This is a genomic window from Streptosporangium sp. NPDC003464 (assembly GCF_053588315.1).
This window is the reverse complement of sequence record NZ_JBSFPS010000251.1, coordinates 1-14,487: the sequence shown is the minus strand read 5'-3', so window position 1 is coordinate 14,487 and position 14,487 is coordinate 1. Positions and strand designations below refer to the sequence as shown.

General features: G+C 71.6%; 15 protein-coding genes. 14 read left to right on the top strand and 1 reads right to left on the bottom strand.

Annotated features, from left to right (window positions below):
* Nucleotides 1-141: 141 nt before the first annotated feature.
* From ACWDS7_RS38230 to ACWDS7_RS38205, 6 genes are all read left to right on the top strand, one after another.
* Nucleotides 142-651, top strand: coding sequence for a hypothetical protein (locus tag ACWDS7_RS38230; protein WP_451933232.1), 510 nt, complete (start codon nucleotides 142-144; stop codon nucleotides 649-651).
* Between the two features lie 129 nt (nucleotides 652-780).
* A complete protein-coding gene (gene pafA / locus ACWDS7_RS38225; protein ID WP_031161482.1) occupies nucleotides 781-2,139 on the top strand; it encodes a Pup--protein ligase in 1,359 nt (452 codons plus the stop codon).
* Nucleotides 2,140-2,268: 129 nt separating this feature from the next.
* Nucleotides 2,269-3,189: an FKBP-type peptidyl-prolyl cis-trans isomerase gene (locus ACWDS7_RS38220; RefSeq protein ID WP_306869182.1), complete on the top strand. Its 921-nt coding sequence runs from the start codon at nucleotides 2,269-2,271 to the stop codon at nucleotides 3,187-3,189.
* Between the two features lie 129 nt (nucleotides 3,190-3,318).
* The gene (locus tag ACWDS7_RS38215; RefSeq protein ID WP_451933231.1) at nucleotides 3,319-4,221 is read left to right on the top strand and encodes an FKBP-type peptidyl-prolyl cis-trans isomerase; all 903 of its coding nucleotides are present in this window, start codon (nucleotides 3,319-3,321) and stop codon (nucleotides 4,219-4,221) included.
* A 57-nt stretch (nucleotides 4,222-4,278) separates the two neighbouring features.
* Nucleotides 4,279-4,917, top strand: a complete 639-nt coding sequence (locus tag ACWDS7_RS38210; RefSeq protein WP_451933230.1) for a helix-turn-helix transcriptional regulator — start codon at nucleotides 4,279-4,281, stop codon at nucleotides 4,915-4,917.
* 49 nt (nucleotides 4,918-4,966) lie between these two features.
* On the top strand, nucleotides 4,967-5,443 hold the full coding sequence (locus ACWDS7_RS38205) for a DUF3291 domain-containing protein (protein WP_451933229.1): 477 nt from the start codon (nucleotides 4,967-4,969) through the stop codon (nucleotides 5,441-5,443).
* On the opposite strand, the gene ACWDS7_RS38200 is transcribed toward ACWDS7_RS38205, so the two are convergent.
* Nucleotides 5,389-6,510, bottom strand: coding sequence for a DUF3866 family protein (locus ACWDS7_RS38200; protein WP_451933228.1), 1,122 nt, complete (start codon nucleotides 6,508-6,510; stop codon nucleotides 5,389-5,391). The two genes, ACWDS7_RS38205 and ACWDS7_RS38200, sit on opposite strands and share 55 nt — an antisense overlap.
* Nucleotides 6,511-6,567: 57 nt before the next feature.
* Here ACWDS7_RS38200 and ACWDS7_RS38195 point away from each other — a divergent pair, with 57 nt between their 5' ends.
* The 8 genes from ACWDS7_RS38195 (at nucleotide 6,568) to ACWDS7_RS38160 (ending at nucleotide 14,413) form a co-directional block, all read left to right on the top strand.
* Complete coding sequence (locus ACWDS7_RS38195; RefSeq protein ID WP_306869198.1) at nucleotides 6,568-7,527, top strand: helix-turn-helix transcriptional regulator; 960 nt, start codon at nucleotides 6,568-6,570, stop codon at nucleotides 7,525-7,527.
* A gap of 79 nt (nucleotides 7,528-7,606) precedes the next feature.
* Complete coding sequence (locus ACWDS7_RS38190) at nucleotides 7,607-8,563, top strand: helix-turn-helix transcriptional regulator (RefSeq protein ID WP_306869201.1); 957 nt, start codon at nucleotides 7,607-7,609, stop codon at nucleotides 8,561-8,563.
* Nucleotides 8,564-8,585: 22 nt separating this feature from the next.
* Nucleotides 8,586-8,774 (top strand): hypothetical protein, encoded by a 189-nt coding sequence (locus tag ACWDS7_RS38185; protein ID WP_306869203.1) that lies wholly within the window; start codon nucleotides 8,586-8,588, stop codon nucleotides 8,772-8,774.
* 65 nt (nucleotides 8,775-8,839) lie between these two features.
* Nucleotides 8,840-9,172: a Sec-independent protein translocase subunit TatA gene (tatA, locus tag ACWDS7_RS38180; protein ID WP_451933227.1), complete on the top strand. Its 333-nt coding sequence runs from the start codon at nucleotides 8,840-8,842 to the stop codon at nucleotides 9,170-9,172.
* A 129-nt stretch (nucleotides 9,173-9,301) separates the two neighbouring features.
* Nucleotides 9,302-10,117: a twin-arginine translocase subunit TatC gene (gene tatC / locus ACWDS7_RS38175; RefSeq protein ID WP_451933226.1), complete on the top strand. Its 816-nt coding sequence runs from the start codon at nucleotides 9,302-9,304 to the stop codon at nucleotides 10,115-10,117.
* A 17-nt stretch (nucleotides 10,118-10,134) separates the two neighbouring features.
* Complete coding sequence (locus tag ACWDS7_RS38170) at nucleotides 10,135-11,010, top strand: diacylglycerol kinase (protein ID WP_451933225.1); 876 nt, start codon at nucleotides 10,135-10,137, stop codon at nucleotides 11,008-11,010.
* A gap of 187 nt (nucleotides 11,011-11,197) precedes the next feature.
* Nucleotides 11,198-13,927: a DEAD/DEAH box helicase gene (locus tag ACWDS7_RS38165; RefSeq protein ID WP_306869212.1), complete on the top strand. Its 2,730-nt coding sequence runs from the start codon at nucleotides 11,198-11,200 to the stop codon at nucleotides 13,925-13,927.
* A gap of 339 nt (nucleotides 13,928-14,266) precedes the next feature.
* Nucleotides 14,267-14,413 (top strand): hypothetical protein, encoded by a 147-nt coding sequence (locus ACWDS7_RS38160; RefSeq protein ID WP_451933224.1) that lies wholly within the window; start codon nucleotides 14,267-14,269, stop codon nucleotides 14,411-14,413.
* The last annotated feature ends 74 nt before the right edge of the window (nucleotides 14,414-14,487 follow it).

Below are 14,487 nucleotides of genomic sequence, written 5' to 3'. Positions count from 1 at the left end.
CCATCTTCCGCAAGGCGGACACCGACCCGGCCAAGGCGACCGGCCCGATCGTGCTCGGCCACCCCGCCGAACGCGCCCTGGCCCTGCAGCTCCTCCTGATCACCGGGCAACCGGCCCCCCGCAGCCGTCGTCGTATCGGGCATGAAGCGCTCCCTGCCGGCTGTCGCCGCCGTGTTCGCCCTCGCCCTGGCCGGGGCGGTCCCCGCCGAGGCCGCGACGGTCCCCGACTTCCCCGTGCCGAAGATCTTCGGCACGACGTTCCAGGCCGACCCCGGCCACGACTTCACCAAGCGCATCAGCCCCCGCAAGGACGGCATCCTGCGCGGCTGGATCACCCACGTGAGCACCGGCCAGGTGGAGTACACGCCGATCAAGTGGGTGAAGGACAAATACACCGAGGGCCACTTCGTGGGCCCGTCGGAGGGCCACGTCGCCGCCTACGCCTCGCCTGTCGCCAAGAAAGTCGTCTTCCTCAGCGCCTTCGGCTGCTCGGCCGATCTGGCGGCCTTCACCGTGAACAGGCAGGGTCTGGGCGCCAAGCGCTGCTCCCGCGCGACGCTGCTGGCCCGGGTCAAGGAGTACCGGCGCCCGTCGCTGATCACCGTCTACCGGGGGGAGATCGTCAAGCTCCAGGAGATCTACACCCCCTGAGCCCGTCCGCACGGCCGCCGCGCGCGGCCGTGCCCGTGCTTAGCACCACATCGCCCGGGGCATAAGCCGTACGACCGAAAACCTCATTGATCCCTCCCGCAAGAGGGGTTCGGCGAATAGTGTGAGGCAATGGATCGTCGCATCTTCGGGCTTGAGAACGAGTACGGCGTCACCTGCACGTTCAGGGGGCAGCGGCGGCTGTCACCCGACGAGGTCGCGCGTTATCTATTCCGCCGGGTCGTCTCATGGGGCCGATCGAGCAACGTCTTCCTGCGCAACGGCGCCCGTCTCTATCTGGACGTGGGCAGCCATCCCGAATACGCCACCCCCGAGTGCGACAACGTCGTGGAGCTCGTCACCCACGACAAGGCGGGGGAGCGGATCCTGGAGGGTCTCCTCGTCGACGCCGAGAAGCGGCTCCGCGAGGAGGGCATCGCCGGCGACATCTACCTGTTCAAGAACAACACCGACTCGGCCGGAAACTCCTACGGCTGCCACGAGAACTACCTGGTGGGACGGCACGGCGAGTTCGGCCGCCTGGCCGATGTACTGATCCCCTTCCTGGTGACCCGGCAGATCGTCTGCGGTGCCGGGAAGGTGCTGCAGACCCCCCGTGGGGCGGTCTACTGCGTCTCCCAGCGGGCCGAGCACATCTGGGAGGGCGTCTCCAGCGCGACCACCCGGTCGCGCCCGATCATCAACACCCGCGACGAGCCGCACGCCGACGCCGAGCGCTTCCGCCGCCTGCACGTCATCGTCGGCGACTCCAACATGAGCGAGACGACCATGCTGCTCAAGGTCGGCGCGACCGACCTGGTGCTGCGCATGATCGAGGCGGGCACGGTGATGCGCGACCTGTCGCTGGAGAACCCGATCCGGGCGATCCGGGAGGTCTCCCACGACATGACCGGGCGGCGGCGCGTGCGGCTGGCCAACGGCCGCGAGGCGTCCTCGCTGGAGATCCAGCAGGAATACCTCTCCAAGGCCCGTGACTTCGTCGACCGCCGCGGCGGCGACGAGACCAGTCACCGGGTGCTGGAGCTGTGGGAGCGCACGCTCAACGCCGTCGAGACCGGCAACCTGGACCTGGTGGCCCGCGAGATCGACTGGGTGACGAAATACCAGCTGATCGAGCGCTACCGCAAGAAGTACGACCTGCCCCTGTCGAGCCCCCGGGTCGCCCAGCTCGACCTGGCCTACCACGACGTGCACCGCCGCCGCGGCCTGTTCTACCTGCTGCAGAAGCGCGGCGCGGTGGAGCGGGTGGCCTCCGACCTGAAGATCTTCGAGGCCAAGTCGGTGCCGCCGCAGACCACCCGGGCGCGCCTGCGCGGGGAGTTCATCCGCAAGGCGCAGGAGAAGCGCCGCGACTTCACCGTCGACTGGGTGCACCTGAAGCTCAACGACCAGGCGCAGCGCACCGTGCTGTGCAAGGACCCCTTCCGCAGCGTGGACGAAAGGGTGGACAAACTGATCGCGGGAATGTGATGGTCACGCTTCGGCAAGATCGGTCCCTGGCTTAACTCTTCCGTATGCCCGGACGGGTAATGTGGCGCGAACCTGACGTCTGCTTGAGGGATACCTATGCGCCGCCGCAGCCTGGCCGTCCTGGCCTCAGTGCCTCTGTTGTTCGCCGCAGCCTGCGGCTCCGGAGGCGGTGCCGCCACCGGCACCGCCTCCGGCAGCCCCGCCGGCGCGGTCTCAGAGCTGAAGGTGACAGGTGCGGCCAACGCCAAGCCGACGGTGGCCTTCCCCGCGAAAGTCGTCGAGACCTCCTCCTACCAGGTGATCACGCCCGGCACCGTCGGAGCCGCCGCCAAGGAGGGCGGCAGCGTGGTGGCCAACTTCACCGTCTACACCTGGGACGGCAAGGAGAACAAGCTGGCCGGCTCGACCTACGACGAGGGCGGCCCCCAGCTCATCACGATGAACGAGCAGGTCCCGCAGATCCTGCGCAAGGGTTTCGCCGAGACCAAGGGGGGCGGCCGCTTCCTGTCGGTCGTCGCCAAGGACGCGCTGCCCGCCGCGCAGCAGGCGCAGGCGCCCGCGGGCCAGTCGCAGGTCTTCGTGGTCGACGTGGTGGGCGTCCCCGAGAGCAAGGCGGCCAAGGGTGAGGCGACCGACCCGGGCCTCAAGGGCGTGAAGGTGGACAACCCGGGCGGCGACGCCGCGCCCAAGCTGACCACCAAGACCAAGGAGAAGGCGCCCAAGGAGCTCGTCGCCAAGACGGTGATCAAGGGCAGCGGGCCGGAGGTCAAGTCCGGCCAGTCGATCCTGGTCCAGTACGCCGGGAAGATCTGGGGCTCGGACCTGGAGTTCGACAGCAGCTGGTCGCGCGGCGGTGAGCCGATCATGTTCCAGATCGGCACCGGCAAGGTCATCAAGGGCTGGGACCAGGGTCTGGTCGGCGTCCCGGTCGGCAGCCGGGTGCTGCTGAGCATCCCGCCGGACCTCGGCTACGGCAAGCAGGGCTCCGGCGAGAAGATCAAGGGCACCGACACCCTGGTCTTCCTCGTGGACGTCGTCGCCGCCTACTGACGGCTCCGCGGACAGTCGCGGATCTCGCCGGAGCCCGGCCGTGCGCCCGCACGGCCGGGCTCCGCGCTCTACTGACAATTCTCCCAATAGGGCGTTAGGGTTGGCTCATCCCCCGGCCCTGGGAGTCGCATGCGTACCCCGCCACTGCTCGCCGCGCTCTCGCTCGTGCTGGCCGCCGCCTGCACCTCCGCCGGCGGGCGGCCGGGCCCGGACATCGAGGTGCTCGGAGACTTCGGCGTCAGGCCCAAGGTCGTCTTCCCCGAGGGCGAGCCCGCCGGCGACCTGCGGATCCGCGAGCAGATGGCCGGCACCGGGAACGTGATCAAGGGGGGTGACCTGGTCGTCGCCCACTACACCGCGCACGTGTGGGACGGTGCCGACAACCGGTTGCTGGCCTCCAGCTTCAACCAGGGCGCGCCCGCCTCCTTCCCGCTGGGCCGGTCCATCTCCGGGGTGGGCAAGGCCCTGCAGGGACGCCGGGTCGGCAGCCGCGTCGTGGCTGCCATCCCGCCCGGGGAGGGCTACGGCCCCAACCCGCCCGGCGGGATGACCGCCGACGACGAGCTGTTCTACGTGGTCGACGTCCTGGGCGCGTTCTCGCCGGATGCCGCGGCCCGGGGCAGGGGCGGCCCCGGCGCCCTCGCCGGGGTCGAGATCGGCGGGGGGCCCGGCGAGCGCCCGGCCGTCAGCCTGCCGGACGCCAGGCCGCCCGCGGAGCTGCGGAGCAAGGTCCTCATCCGGGGCGACGGGCCCAGGATCCAGGCCGGGCAGCTCCTGGTCACCCAGTACGAGTGCAGGGTCTGGGGCACGGGCGCGGCCGAGTCCACGTGGGGCGACGGGCAGCCCAAGGCCGTGCGGATCGGTGACGGCAGCGTCATCCCCGGCTGGGACAAGGCCCTGGTCGGTGTCCCGGTCGGCAGCCGCGTCGCCATGATCGTCCCCCCGGCGCTCGGCTACCGCGACGGCCTGCCGCCGCTGGTCAAGCCGTCCGACACCCTCGTCTTCGTCGTCGACGTCCTCGCCGCCTACTGACCGGGCCGCCTTCCCCGTACGGCGCGGCGGCCCCGGCCCCACCCTAGAATCCGGGCTGTGAGCAGCGATGACCTCGACACGGTGGCGGCCCTGCACGATCCGGTACGGCGGGCCGTCTACGACTACGTCGCCTCGCGGGGGCGCGAGGTGGGGCGCAACGAGGCCGCCGAGGCGGTGGGGGTGCAGCGGACCCTGGCCGCCTTCCACCTGGACAAGCTGGTCGAGTCCGGGCTGCTGGAGGCGGGGTTCAAGCGGCTGACGGACAGGACCGGCCCGGGCAGCGGCCGTCCGTCGAAGGTCTACCGCCGGGCGCCGGGGGAGTGGCAGGTCAGCGTCCCGGCCAGGGACTACCGGACACTGGCGCGGACGCTGGCCGAGGTGGTGGACCTGCTGGGCGGGGACGAGCAGGCCGAGCAGGTGGCCCGCCGGGCCGGGGCCGGGCTCGCCGGGCCGGGGGAGGACCTCGGCGAGGTGCTGCGCCGGCGTGGCTACGAGCCGTACGAGGAGGAGGGACGGCTGCGGCTGCGCAACTGCCCTTTCCACCTGCTCGCCGAGGAGCATCCGCTGCTGGTCTGCTCGGTGAACCTGGCGCTGTGCCAGGGGCTGCTGGCGGGGCTCGGCGAGGAGGCCGTGGCGGCCCGGCTGGACCCGCGCCCGGGGGAGTGCTGTGTCGCCTTCTCCAAAGAGGATCTCTAAAAATAATAAAAATTGACATAGAAGGGGGCGGGGTGGTCTGCTGACCGTCATGCACCTGGCCCAGATGAACATCGCCCACATGCGCGCGCCCAAGGACTCGCCCGAGCTCGCCGACTTCGTCGCGGCCCTCGACCCCATCAACCGGCTCTCCGACGAGGCGCCCGGTTTCGTGTGGCGGCTCAAGGGCGGCGACGCCCCCCAGGACACCGTCGAGCACGACTACGGCGACCATCTGCTGATCAACTTCTCGGTGTGGGAGTCGCGCGACACGCTGTGGGACTTCACCTACCGCAGTGCGCACCTGGGCGTCCTGCAGCGGCGCAGGGAGTGGTTCCTGCGCATGGCGGAGCCCTACAGCGTGATGTGGTGGATCCCCCGGGACCACGTCCCGACCCTGGCCGAGGGGATGGAGCGCCTGGAGCTGCTGAAGGCCGAAGGCCCGACCCCGCGGGCCTTCACCTTCAAGGACTTCTACGACAGCAGCGAGGCGGCGTGGCGTCCGGCGGCGGCCGAGGTCAGGAAATAGGCCAGGTCCTCCTCCAGCCCCCGGCCCATCGTCGACAGCCGCACCGGAGAGCCCCGCAGCGCCTCGTGGAGCCCGTCCACGGCCACCCCGACCAGCTCGTGCCGCTCGGCCAGCGGCTGCGACTGCTCGGCCACCCGCCTGCCGAAGTCGCCCGGCAGCTCCGGCACGACGACCTGGGCCGGGGCCAGGGCGACCCGGCCGTAGGCGGTCAGCGAGTGGTGGGACACACCGATGTGGCGCTCGCGCAGGTCGCCCTCGCTGACCCGCAGCGCCGCCACCGGGCGCCCCCGCAGGACGGCGGCGGCGTTGACCGCCTCCCCGGCCGACACGCCCGAGAAGCCCCAGCGGGTGCCGGTGCCCAGGTTGCCCGGCCCCTGGGTGACGACCGCCACGTCGGCGCCCAGGACGTGCCGGGCCGCGAGCAGGCCCGTGTGCACCGTCACGGCCTCCACGTCGCCGCCGAAGGCCTGGCCCACCGTGACCACCCCGTCCAGCCAGCCCGCCTCCCTGAGCTGGGCGCACGACATGGAGAACCAGGCGGGCAGCGCGCCGCCGTCGAGCATCACGTAGGCGACCCGGGGAGGTCTCGGCTCCCCCGTCCCGGGCCCGGCCTCTCCCGCCCCGGCCGGCCCGCCCGGGGGGTGCGCGCCGTACAGGCCGCAGAGGATCGCCGGGAGCGCCGAGTGCAGGTCGGCGATGATCACCGGCATGCCGTCCAGGGAGTCGGCCTCGCGCAGCGCCTCGTGGAACGGGGAGTCCTGCTCGTCCGCGCCGAGCACGGTGGTCTGCAACGGGGTGTAGCGTGCCTTCACCAGGTGTCCGGGGCCTTGCGGATCTTCCGGTAAACGGTCAGGGAGTGCCACCACCATGGCGTAACCTCCCGTACCAAGACCCATCGCGAGCGCGGTCGTGTTGAGCAGCACCACGTCGCCGGGCTCCGGGCGTCCCACCAGGGCGGGATAGGCCAGCGCACGCGCGCTGCCATCCTCGGTGGTGACGTCGAGTTCCACCGCCCCCGGCCACTCGCGCCGGATCCGTACTACCTCGCCCCTGCGCCATCTGATCACGCGGGGAAGAGTAGCGTCACCTGAACACAGCGTCATTCGAACAGGGAGGGAGGCCGGATGTCGCGCCGGAAGACAGAGCGGTTGCTGAACCTTGTGATCTGCCTGCTGGCCACGCGGCGGCCGCTCAGCGCCGAGCACATCCGCCAGGCGGTGCCCGGCTACGACGCCGCCAACGACGAGGCCTTCCAGCGGATGTTCGAACGCGACAAGAACGAGCTGCGCGAGATCGGCATACCGATCGAGGTCCACAAGGACCCCTGGGAGGAGGATCCGGGCTACCGGATCGTCCCGCAGGCCTACGAGCTGCCCGAGATCACCCTGGAGCCCGACGAGGCGGCCGTGGTGGGCCTGGCGGCCCAGGTGTGGCAGCGGGCCAGCCTGGCCGAGGCGGCCAGCGGGGCGCTGCTGAAGCTGCGCGCCGGGGGAGTGGAGACCGACGAGGCGGGCGGGATGCTCGGCGGCGCGCTGGAACTGCGGGTGGACACCCAGGACCCGGCCTTCCCCGCGCTCTGGGAGGCCGTGCGCGACCGGCGCGCGGTCCGCTTCGCCTACCGGGCGGCGGCCAGCGAGAGCGTGCTGACCCGCACGGTGGAGCCGTGGGGCGTGGTCAGCCGGCGCGGCCGGTGGTACGTGGTGGGCCACGACCGTGACCGCGACGCCCCCCGGGTGTTCCGGCTCAGCCGGATCAGCGGCCCGGTCGCCCCGGTGGGCCGCCCCGGCGCGGTGGTGGTGCCCGAGGGCGTCGACATCAAGGCGATGGTCGGCTACGGCGACGACCTGACGGTCCGGGAGCGCACCGCCCTCATCCGGGTCCGCGAGGGCACCTGCCAGGGGCTGCGCCAGGTGGCCAAGGCCGTCCGGCCGGGCTCCGGCGGATGGGACGAGCTGGAGGTCGACTTCACCGACCCCGAGCGGCTGGCCGGGTGGGTCGTCGGCTTCGCCGCCGACGCCGAGGTGACCGGGCCGCCGGAGGCCCGCGACGCCGTGATCTGCCGCCTGAAGGGCGCGCTGGCGTGAGGCGGGACGGGGCCGTGCCGGGCACGGGGGAGTGGCGAGTGAGCGAGCGGGGCGTCGCGGACGCGGAGTGGAGCGGAGCATGAGCACGGCCGACCGGTTGCCCAGACTGCTGGCACTGGTGCCCTACCTGATGTCGCACCCCGGGGCCCAGGTGCCCGAGGTGGCGAAGATCTTCGGGCTCAGCGAGAAGCAGCTCATCGACGACCTGCAACTGGTGTGGATGTGCGGGCTGCCCGGCCACACCCCCGGCGACCTGATCGACGTGTCGTGGGACGGCGGCGAGATCGTCATCGACAACGCCGACACCATCGCCCGCCCGCTGCGGCTGGGCGTGGACGAGGCCAGCGCGCTGCTGGTGGCCCTGCGGATGCTCGCCGAGATGCCCGAGTTCGGCGAGCGCGACGCGCTGACGCGGGTCATCGCCAAGTTCGAGCAGGCCTCCGTGGCGGGCGCGGCCGCGGTCAGCAGCCAGGTCGCGGTCGAGGTCGACGCCACACCGGACGCGCTGCCCACCGTGAACGAGGCGCTGCGCCGCGGCAGGCGGCTGTCGCTGCGCTACTACGTGCCGGGCCGCGACGAGATCACCCCGCGCGAGGTCGACCCGATGCGCTTGGTCGTGGTGGACGGCCGCTCCTACCTGTCGGGCTGGTGCTACCGCGCCGAGGCGGTGCGGCTGTTCCGGCTGGACCGGATGCTCACCGTCGACATCCTCGATGTGGCCGCCGACCCGCCGGCCGGCGCGGTGCCCGACGAGGTCACCCCCGGGGTCTTCCGGCCCTCCCCGACCGACGAGCTGGTGGAGCTGGAGCTGACCCCGGCCGGCCGCTGGGTCGCCGAATACTACCCGTGCGAGCGGGTGGAGGAGCTCGGCGGGGGCCGGCTGCGGGTGGCGCTGCGGGCGCGCGACCAGGGCTGGCTGGTACGGCTGGCGCTGCGCCTGGGCGACAGCGGGCGGGTGCTGTCACCGGACTCGCTGGCCGAGAGCGTGCGGCGGGCCGCGACGTCCGCGCTCAACCGTTACGAGTCGGTCTCCTGACGTCCAGGTTAAGATCTCACGAATGAGCTGGATCTTCGCCGCGGTCGCGCTGGCCTTCGCGGGACTGGTCGTCCTCGCCTTCCTGGGCGTCCGCGTGCTGCTGGCGGTGCGGGAACTGGGCCGGGAGGTGGCCAGGACGCGCCGCAGACTGGAGCCCGCACAGGTCCTGTTCAGCGAGAAGACCGGGACAATCCGGGCCCCGAAGGGATGAGTCTGTGTCCCGGGCAGCGTACGATCGGGGCAGAGATTGCATGTCGCTCGGCTTAAGGATGTGTCATGCCCAACCTGGGACCCACTGAGCTGATCATCATCGGGTTGATCCTGGTGCTGCTGTTCGGTGCCAAGAAGCTGCCGGACGCCGCTCGAGGACTGGGCCGGTCGCTGCGCATTTTCAAGGCGGAGACCTCCAAGCTCCGCGACGACGACGACGCCGACGCCCCGACGGCCACGGTCGTCCAGGCACAGGCACAGCCCCAGCCCGCCGCTCCGGCCCCGCAGCCGCTCGCCACGGCCCCGGCTCCGGCGCCGTCGGCCGAGGAGCAGGCCCGCGCCCTGGAGGAGCAGGCCGCCAGGCTGCGCGCTCAGGCCGGTGCCCCGAAGCCCCAGTAGGCTTCCGGCCCGCCCCTGATCACTCACTCCTCGGACCGGGATTCGTCAATGGCGCTGCTGAAATGGCCCAAGCCGGGCTCGAACGGGCCGGTGTCGTCCACGGACTCGGCTGAGGGGCGCATGCCGCTCATGGAGCATCTCCGTGAGCTGCGCAACCGGCTGGTCATCGCGCTGCTCGCGCTGGTCGCGGGCATCGTCGTCGGGTTCATCTTCTTCGACCCGATCTGGACCTTCATCACCGAGCCCTACTGCGACCTGCCCGCCTCGCACCTGCTGCGGGAGGGCGAGTGCACCTTCGCCATCCGCGGGGTCTTCGAGGCGTTCTTCGTCAACCTGAAGGTCGCGGCGATGTTCGCGCTGGTGGTCTCCTCGCCCGTCTGGCTGTACCAGATCTGGGCCTTCGTGACCCCCGGCCTCTACCGCAACGAGAAGCGCTACTCGATCTCGTTCCTCGCCCTGGCGATCCCGCTGTTCCTGGCCGGCGCCGCGCTGGCCTACTTCATCATGGACACCGGCCTGGCGATCCTGCTCGGCTTCGCGCCCACCAACGCGATCCCGCTGCTGGAGATGGACGAATACCTCAGCTACGCGCTGGTGATGCTCATCATCTTCGGCGTCTCCTTCGAGCTGCCGCTGCTGATGGTGTTCCTGAACGTGATCGGCGTCCTGCCCCGTGCCACGGTGGCCAAGCACCGCCGCATGGTCATCTTCATCATGTTCCTGTTCGCCGCGCTCGCCACCCCCAGCACCGACCCGTTCTCGATGATCGCGCTGGCCGTCCCCATGGTCGTGCTGTTCGCCCTCGCCGAGGGGTTCATGTACGTACGGGAGCGGCGAGCGCCGAAGGGCGACGACTTCTCCCACCTGTCCGACGACGAGGCCTCCCGTCTCGACGACGACTCTCCTCTCGATTTGGGCACGACGGATACCGACCCGGCCAAGTAGGCGATAAGTTCCGGTCTGTGCCCGGAGAGATCGCTGTCCTCGCCAATCCCGCCGCCCGTGGTGGCCGCTCGCGCGGCCTGCTCGAACCCGTGCTCAACAGGCTCCGGCGGGACGGCGCCGAGGTCTCGGTGATCGTCGGGGAGTCGGCCGACGACGCGCTGGAGCGCGCCTGCACGGCCGTCGCCGAGGGGCCCGACGCGCTGGTCGCCTTCGGCGGCGACGGCCTGGTCCACCTGGCGGTCCAGGCGGTCGCCGGGACCGACGTGCCGCTGGGCGTCATCCCGGCCGGGACCGGCAACGACATCGCGGGCGCGCTCGGCCTGCCGAAGAAGGACACCCTCGCCGCCGCCGACATCGTGCTCAAGGGCGCGCCCCGGGTGATCGACGCCGCGAGGATCGGCCCGGACGAGTGGTTCGCCGGGGTGGTCTGCTGCGGGTTCGACTCCCGCGTCAACGAGCGGGCCAACCGGATGACCTGGCCGCCCGGCATGGCCAAATACCTGGTGGCGCTGGCCGAGGAGCTGCGCTCCTTCCGGCCGATCCCGTTCCGGCTCGATCTCGACGGAGAGGTGATCGAGCGCGAGGCCATGCTGGTCGCGGTCGGCAACACCAGCTCCTACGGCGCCGGCATGCGGGTCTGCCCGGACGCCGTCCCCGACGACGGGCTGCTGGACGTGACGATCCTCGGGGCGGTGCCCAAGGGTGAGTTCCTGCGCACCTTCCCCCGCGTATACAAGGGCTCCCACGCGGGTCACCCCGCCGTCACCATGCGCCGCGCCCGCCGGATCACCCTGGAGGCCCCCGGCGTGGTCGCCTACGCCGACGGCGAGCGGATCGGGCCGGTCCCGCTCGCCTGCGAGGTCGTCCCGGGCTCGCTGCGGGTGCTCACCTAGTCCGACGGCGCCCCACGGTGGCCCCGCGGCGGTTCCGTAGCGGCCCGGAGGCGGTTCCGTAGCGGCCCGGAGGCGCCGCCCGCGGCCGGGCCGCTCCCGGAGCGCGGCCCCCGCGTCCCGGGGCGGGACTTGACCATCACTTGACGCGGCGGGCGGACCGGAATCCCGATATCGGTAGGGTGGAGCTATGACGACCCCAGCGGAACGCTACGCTGCTTTCCGTCAGAGCCAGGCCGAGAGCGGGCCGGCGCTGACCTCGTTCCGCGGTCTGTACGACTTCGGGCTGGACGACTTCCAACTGGACGCCTGCCGGGCCCTGGAAGCCGGCGACGGGGTCCTCGTGGCCGCTCCGACCGGCTCGGGCAAGACCGTCGTGGGCGAATTCGCGGTGCACCTGGCCCTGGAGCAGGGCCGCAAGTGCTTCTACACCACCCCCATCAAGGCGCTGTCCAACCAGAAGTACAACGACCTGGTCAGGCGCTACGGCGCGGCCAAGGTCGGCCTGCTCACCGGCGACAACAGCGTCAACGGCGACGCCCCGATCGTCGTCATGACGACCGAGGTCCTGCGCAACATGCTCTACGCCGGGTCCGGCACCCTGGCGGGGCTCGGATTCGTCGTGATGGACGAGGTGCACTACCTGGCCGACCGGTTCCGCGGCGCCGTCTGGGAAGAGGTGATCATCCACCTGCCCGAGTCCGTCCGGCTGGTCGCCCTGTCGGCCACGGTCAGCAACGCCGAGGAGTTCGGCGAGTGGATGGGCGAGGTCCGCGGTGACACCAGCGTCATCGTCGACGAGCACCGCCCGGTCCCGCTCTGGCAGCACATGCTCGTCGGCCACCGCCTCTACGACCTGTTCCTGACGGACGAGGACGGCCGCCGGCCGCAGGTCAACCCCAACCTGATGCGGATCGCCAGGGACGAGGAGCGCCAGTCCTACGGCAGGGGCCGCCGCGGCTACTCCCGCCCGCGCCGGGCCGCACCGCCCGACCGGGCCGCGGCCATCGAGCGCCTCGACGCCAGCGGCCTGCTGCCGGCGATCACCTTCATCTTCTCCCGCGCCGGGTGCGACGCCGCCGTCATGCAGTGCCTGTACGCCGGGATCCGGCTCACCACCGACGCCGAACGCCACCAGATCCGGCAGATCGTCGACGAGCGCACCGCGCACCTGCCGGACGAGGACCTGGCCGTGCTCGGCTACCTCGAATGGCGTGACGGCCTGGAGCGCGGCCTGGCCGCCCACCACGCGGGCATGCTCCCGGCCTTCAAGGAGGTCGTCGAGGAGCTGTTCACCCGCAACCTGGTCAAGGCCGTGTTCGCCACCGAGACCCTCGCGCTGGGCATCAACATGCCCGCCCGCTCCGTGGTCATCGAGAAGCTCGACAAGTGGAACGGCGAGACCCACGCCGACCTCACGCCCGGCGAATACACCCAGCTCACCGGCCGGGCCGGGCGGCGCGGCATCGACGTCGAGGGCCACGCGGTGGTCCACTGGCAGCCGGGCATGGACCCGCTGCAGGTCGCGGGCCTGGCCAGCACCCGCACCTACCCGCTGCGCTCCAGCTTCCGCCCCTCCTACAACATGGCGGTCAACCTGGTCGGCCAGGTGGGCAGGGAACGTGCCCGGACCCTCCTGGAGTCCTCCTTCGCGCAGTTCCAGGCCGACCGGGCCGTGGTCGGCATCGCCAAGCAGGTGCGCCGTGCCGAGGAGGCCCTGGAGGGCTACCGCGAGGCGATGACCTGCCATCTGGGCGACTTCGGAGAATACGCCGCGCTGCGCCGGGCGCTGTCGGACCGGGAGGCCGAGCTGTCGCGCCGGCGCGGGGCGGCCCGCAGGGCGCAGGCGCTGCGCTCGCTGGAGCTGCTGAAGCCCGGTGACATCATCCGCGTCCCCGGGGGGCGCCGCGCCGGACTGGCGGTCGTCCTGGACCCCGGGCTCAACTCCCGGGGCGAGGGGCCCTCCCCGCTGGTGCTGACCATCGGCAAGCAGGTCAAGAAGCTCTCGCCGGCCGACTTCCCGGTCCCGGTGGAGCCGGTCGAGCACCTGCGCATCCCGAAGAACTTCAACGCGCGCTCGCCGAAGGAGCGGGCCAACCTGGTCGCCTCCGTCCACGCCAAGATCGGTGACCGTGACTTCGGCAAGCCGGTCAGGGCACGTGACCACGCGGCCGAGGACGACGAGGTCAACAGCCTGCGCAGGGCGATCCGCCAGCACCCCTGCCACGGCTGTGACGAGCGCGAGGACCACGCCCGCTGGGCCGAGCGCTACTACAAGCTGCTGCGCGAGACCGAGGGGCTGCGCCGCCGGGTCGAGGGCCGCTCCCACGTCATCGCCCGCACCTTCGACAAGGTCTGCGGCGTGCTCGACCAGCTCGGCTACCTCGAAGGCGAGAGCGTCACCGCCGAGGGCCGCCGCCTGGCCCAGCTCTACACCGAACTGGACCTGCTGACCGCCGAGTGCCTGCGGGCCGGGCTCTGGGAGGAGCTGGACCCGGCCGAACTGGCCGCGGTGGTCTCCTCGCTGGTCTTCGAGTCCAGGCAGGCCGACGACGCCCGCCAGCCGAGGATCCCGGCGGGCGGCGTGCAGAAGGCGCTGGGGGACATGGTCCGCCTCTGGGGCGAGCTGGAGTCGATCGAGGGCGATCACGGCCTGTCCTTCATCAGGGAACCCGACTTCGGCTTCGCCTGGGCGGCCTTCCGCTGGGCCAAGGGCCACAACCTGGACGCCGTGCTGTCGGAGGGGATCAACGGAACCGAGCTGGCCGCCGGTGACTTCGTCCGCTGGATCAAGCAACTGCTCGACCTGCTCGGCCAGATCTCCGACGCCGCCCCCCGGGGCAGCAAGGTCAAGCAGCACGCGGGCAAGGCGATGGACGCGCTCCGGCGCGGGGTGGTGGCCTACTCCTCGCTCAGCTGAGGTCGGCCCGGCCGCTCCCGCGCCCCGGCCTTCCACGCCCCGGGCCGGCACCTGCCAGCTCGGCCCTCCGCGCTCCGGCTCGGTATCCGCTGACCTGGGCGTCGGTGTCTCTTGACGGCATCCGCCGGCCCGGCCGCTCCCGCGCGCTGACCGGCCCCTACCGGTCCTGGGCGTCGGCGTCCTTTGACGGGGGTGCCGGGCCGGGTGGCCTAACTGACCGCCCGGTCAATACCTTGTGACGGTTGGTGCGCGCAACGTAACCCCGGGGGCGGTTTCCACGGTGGTCGCGGCGGAAATCCCCATGGCGGAACCCTTTGGCCAATGCCCAGGGAGGTAGGAATGTTAGCCCTCGCCGCCGCACTGCTGTTCGTACTCGCTCTGATCTTCCAGCTCGCCGGCGTGGCCGTCGGCAGCATCGTGACCGTCACCACGCTCGCCCTGGCGGGGCTGATCGCCCTGGCGCTGCACCTGGCGGGGGTGCGCTGATGCCCCGCCCCCGCACCCTCACCCCCTGCACCAACTGCGGCAACTGCCAAATCCACGGCCACGGCTACTGCTCC

Coding starts and splice junctions, on each gene's coding strand:
- ACWDS7_RS38185 (WP_306869203.1), top strand. CDS start 8,586: ATGAGCTGGATCTTCGCCGCGGTCGCGCTGGCCTTCGCGGGACTGGTC.
- ACWDS7_RS38215 (WP_451933231.1), top strand. CDS start 3,319: ATGCGTACCCCGCCACTGCTCGCCGCGCTCTCGCTCGTGCTGGCCGCC.
- tatA (WP_451933227.1), top strand. CDS start 8,840: ATGCCCAACCTGGGACCCACTGAGCTGATCATCATCGGGTTGATCCTG.
- pafA (WP_031161482.1), top strand. CDS start 781: ATGGATCGTCGCATCTTCGGGCTTGAGAACGAGTACGGCGTCACCTGC.
- ACWDS7_RS38165 (WP_306869212.1), top strand. CDS start 11,198: ATGACGACCCCAGCGGAACGCTACGCTGCTTTCCGTCAGAGCCAGGCC.
- ACWDS7_RS38230 (WP_451933232.1), top strand. CDS start 142: ATGAAGCGCTCCCTGCCGGCTGTCGCCGCCGTGTTCGCCCTCGCCCTG.
- ACWDS7_RS38205 (WP_451933229.1), top strand. CDS start 4,967: ATGCACCTGGCCCAGATGAACATCGCCCACATGCGCGCGCCCAAGGAC.
- ACWDS7_RS38190 (WP_306869201.1), top strand. CDS start 7,607: ATGAGCACGGCCGACCGGTTGCCCAGACTGCTGGCACTGGTGCCCTAC.
- ACWDS7_RS38160 (WP_451933224.1), top strand. CDS start 14,267: ATGTTAGCCCTCGCCGCCGCACTGCTGTTCGTACTCGCTCTGATCTTC.
- tatC (WP_451933226.1), top strand. CDS start 9,302: ATGGAGCATCTCCGTGAGCTGCGCAACCGGCTGGTCATCGCGCTGCTC.
- ACWDS7_RS38195 (WP_306869198.1), top strand. CDS start 6,568: ATGTCGCGCCGGAAGACAGAGCGGTTGCTGAACCTTGTGATCTGCCTG.